2 protein-coding genes are annotated in these 4,492 nt (G+C 55.3%); both read right to left on the bottom strand.

The window, feature by feature from the left end:
• On the bottom strand, window positions 1-3,216 hold a 3,216-nt coding region (locus AB1690_07800; GenBank protein ID MEW6015211.1), incomplete at its 3' end, for a VCBS repeat-containing protein.
• A 196-nt stretch (window positions 3,217-3,412) separates the two neighbouring features.
• Complete coding sequence (locus AB1690_07805; GenBank protein ID MEW6015212.1) at window positions 3,413-4,051, bottom strand: thermonuclease family protein; 639 nt, start codon at window positions 4,049-4,051, stop codon at window positions 3,413-3,415.
• Window positions 4,052-4,492 lie beyond the last annotated feature (441 nt).

The raw sequence follows: 4,492 nt of genomic DNA on the forward strand, positions 1-4,492 counted from the left end.
CATGTACGACTGCACCGAGCCGTCAATGCGGATTCCGATGCCATAAGTGGAGCCGGGGGGAGCGTCCGATTCCGGGATGACTTCAATGATATAGTTGCCCAGGAGCGGGTTGGGGATGGTCACTGAATCATTGATTATTTCATCGTAAGTGGCGTTTATGATAGTTTGGGTCAAATTGCCGTCAGCATCTTTGCCGATATAGAAGCCGTTGGGGTCGGTCACCCTGAGATTGATCGGCGAGTAGGCGACAACAATGAGGGGTGAGGGAATCAGGGTGAAATTGGGACCGAATTCAGACGTGTTGCCGAATTTGTCGGTTGTGAGGAAGGTCATCTGCGAGTAGCCGGCTACTGTCTTAGGCACCAAGAATGAGTAGAGGCTGTCGGCCCCGCAGGTATCGACTCCAATGAAGGAGTAGGCTTCGCCATGACCGGATTGGTCAGCCGGGCGCGTCGCGTCGTCTGCCGGATGCGCCAGGTAAAATTCGACCACGGCGCTGTCGGTCGCTTTGCCATGAATCCAGTAAGTGCTGTCGGGGTTGGCATAGAGAGTATCGATGGTCGGGTAGTTGAGAAGGGTGTTCGGTCCGGTGTCGGCATCGCCGGCGTCGTTGCTGTTGAATCCGTTTAAGCCGATATCGATAGCCAGACCGCCATTGCCGTAAATCAGATTGTTGGTGATACTGTTTGATACGGTCAGGGGTGAGCCGGCCACTCTGACACCCGCACCGGGAAAATCGCGAATGGTCAGTCCCTCGATTTTGCAGCCGGATACCGACACTCCGCTGATAACCAGCCCATCATCGTCCAGCTCGGTCAACAGCGACCCATCCAGTATGACCGAATGCGCCCCGCCGGGGGCCGACGAGCCGAGGATGACGGTGGAGTCGTCAGTGAGGATGGGGAGGGGGGCGTCAAGAGCGATGCTGCCTGAAATCGTGAAGGTAATTGTGTCGAGACCAGAGTTCAGATTGGAGTTGGCAATGGCGGAGCGAATTGTCCCAGAACCGGTCCCGTCTAAACTGGTGACTGTGAAAGCAGTAGCGGGAGAAGGCGAGATGTTTAGCAGGATGGAAACACAATCTAAAGCATAACTAGACACGGCCAAATCCAAGTCGCTGTCGCCGTCAAGGTCGGCTGCAAAAACCCTACGAGGGTCGGCTCCGGCTCCATAATTGACGGCGGCGGCATAGGTGCCGTTGCCGTTGTTCTTCAGGACAGAAACACTGTTCGCAAGTCGATTTACCACGGCCAGATCCTGGTCACTGTCACCATCAAGGTCAATTGCAAAGACGGACTGAGGATAGTCTCCCACTGCGTAGTTGAAGGGTGCGGCAAAGGTGCCGTCGCCGTTATTCTTCAGGATAGAGACATTATTTGAGGATTCATTTGCGACGGCCAAGTCCTTGTCGCTGTCGCCGTCGAGGTCAGCCGCAAAGACGGAACAAGGAGCGTAACCGGCTCCATAATTGACGGCGGCGGCAAAGGTCCCGTCGCCGTTGTTCTTGAGGATGGAGACATTGTGCGTATTAGTATTTACCACGGCCAAATCCTGGTCGCTGTCGCCGTCAAGGTCCGCCGCAAAGACGGAATAAGGATAGTCCCCCACTGCGTAGTTGAAGGGTGCGGCAAAGGTGCCGTCGCCGTTGTTCTTGAGGATGGAGACATTGTCCGTGCCAGAATTTACCACGGCCAAATCCTTGTCGCTGTCGCCGTCGAGGTCAGCCGCAAAGACGGAAGAAGGACCGTCACCGACTCCATAATTCAGTGCGGCCGCAAAGGTACCGTCGCCGTTGTTCTTGAGGACCGAGACATTGTCTGAAAACAAATTTGCCACAGCCAGATCCTGGTCACTGTCAGCGTCAAGGTCAGCCGCAAAGACGGAAAGAGGATAGTCTCGCACTGCGTAGTTGAAGGGTGCGGCAAAGGTGCCGTCGCCGTTGTTCTTGAGGACCGAGACATTGTCCGTATTAGTATTTGCCACAGCCAAGTCCTGGTCGCTGTCACCGTCAAAATCAGCCGCAAAGACGGAATAAGGACGGTCCCCCACTGCGTAGTTGAAGGGTGCGGCAAAGGTGCCATCGCCGTTGTTCTTGAGCACCGAGACATTGTCCCGAGCCCAATTTGCCAGGGCCAAATCCTCGTCGCTGTCACCGTCAAAGTCAGCCGCAAAGACGGAAAGAGGACGGTCTCCAACTACATAATTCAGCGCGGCGGCAAAGGTGCCGTCGCCGTCATTTTTCAGTACGGAGACATTGTCCGAATTTTGATTTGCCACGGCCAGATCCTGGTCGCTGTCACCGTCAAGGTCAGCGGCAAAGACGGAAGAAGGATTATATGCGGCCCCATAATTCAGCGCAGCGGCAAAGGTCCCGTCGCCATTGTTCTTAAGGACCGAGACATTGTGAGAGGATTCATTTGCGACGGCGAGGTCCTGATCGCTGTCACCGTCAAGGTCAGCGGAAAACACGGAAATAGGACCACTGCCTGCTCCGTAATTGACCGCCGCGGCAAACGAGCCGTCGCCGTTATTCTTCAGGATGGAGACATTGTGAGAGGATTCATTTGCGACGGCGAGGTCCTGGTCGCTGTCGCCATCAAGGTCAGCCGAAAAGACGGATTTGGGGTTAGTTCCGGCTCCGTAATTGACCGCCGCGGCAAAGGTGCCGTCTCCGTTGTTCTTAAGGATGGAGACGTTGTGAGACCAGTAATTTGCCACAGCCAAATCCTGGTCGTTATCGCCGTCCAGGTCAGCAGCAAAGACGGAATAAGGAGTTGCTCCTGCTCCATAATTTACCGGGACGGCAAATGTACCGTCACCGTTATTCTTCAATACAGAAAGAGTGGGCATGTATTCAGGAAACGCTCCATAATTTGCCACCGCCAGATCCATGTCGCTGTCACCGTCAAGGTCAGCGGAAAACACGGAAATAGGACCACTGCCTGCTCCGTAATTGACCGCCGCGGCAAACGAGCCGTCGCCGTTATTCTTCAGGATGGAGACATTGCCAAGGGAATCATTTGCCACGGCCAAATCCATGTCGCTGTCACCGTCTAAATCAGCTGCAAAGACGGATCTAGGATTAAACCCGGCCCGATAATCGATGCGGGCGTAGAAGAGGGGATCAAATGCGAAAGCACCAACCCATGGAAACGAGATCAAGATAAATGTTACTATTAACATTAATCTGAACATAGCACCTCCCAAAGTGACCATTATGTAAAGGATTTGAACATCAATGCTAAGCTAAATTGAGCCATCCAATTCTCCACTCTCAGTCAGATTGTTAAATGGCTAATTGACTCGGACCAATCGGGCCGTGCTCAAACCCGTAACTCAAGATACCCCATTCTCCGAATCTGTCAAGTAATCTCGGACAATCCAGGCGATTTATTAATGAGACCCCCCACACTCATGGCCGGCAGTTGCGGCAGGGGGAATACCCCTCCCGGAACGCCTCTTCACGAGCGCCAAACCGCAGAAGCTCCTCAGGGTCGCTTTTCCGCAGCGACCGGCAATGGGGACGGTGAAACCGCAGGCTCCCCTTTATCGCCAGATAGAATTCTTCGGGACGTCGCTCAAGCGACCAGACCCCCCGACCGGCCCTCATCGCCTCCTCCTGCGCCGCCAGCAGCCGGTCTATCGCCTGCCGGTCGGAGAGGTTGTCCTCAAATAAATAGATAGTCGCCAGCCCCTGGCGAAGCATCTCCCGGTTGACCCAGAGCGAGTCGGTTATAAAATGTCCCAGCAGACGTCCATACCCGTCACGCTTCCGCTGCCCATATTGAATTTCACCGCTTTTTCCCAGCGCCAGAGACGATAGATAGGCGGTCGCCGAATCATAAAACGGCTCCCCCTTTTCCGGGGTATCGATTGCCAGAAGCCGCAGAAGGTCGCCCCCCTGAAGCTCCATCGTGTCGCCGTCGATTATCTTGACCGCCCGAAAGCGGTCGCCGGCGGTGCGGTCGGGACCGATCTCGGCGACAAACCGCACCAGAAGCAGCAGCAGGATGAAGAAAAGAACGAGGTATCGCTTTTTGGGTATCCGCATAGTCTGATACCTAATCTATCTATTTGAGGTCGCCGACGCCAAAAAAAACTGAGCGGTATGCGGGCGAGGGGAACCGGTCAGGAAATCCGGCTGGGAGCGGGCCTGACGGCGCGCTTGCGACGATAACCATGCCCCGCCTTGCGGGTCATCCTGTGGGGTGGATTCCAGCGTACGCTGGAATGACGGTAGGGGCAGGGTTCACCCCTGCCCAAGATAAATTCCGGCGACTAATGGCGTCAGTTCACGCTCCGACCGGAGTCGGACCTAAGAACTGACGCAACGAAGTACGATGCCCCGCCTTGCGGGGCATCCTATGGGGTGGATTCCAGCGTACGCTGGAATGACGGTAGGGGCAGGGTTCACCCCTGCCCAAGATAAATTCCGGCGACTAATGGCGTCAGTTCACGCTCCGACGGAGTCGGACCAGAGCGCTGACGCAAA

The sequence above is a fragment of the Candidatus Zixiibacteriota bacterium genome, assembly GCA_040753495.1.
Taxonomy (GTDB): Bacteria; Zixibacteria; MSB-5A5; order GN15; family PGXB01; genus DYGG01.

Bases quoted from the DNA above. Each gene is read 5' to 3' on its own strand.
- AB1690_07805 (MEW6015212.1), bottom strand. From the start codon at position 4,051: ATGCGGATACCCAAAAAGCGATACCTCGTTCTTTTCTTCATCCTGCTG.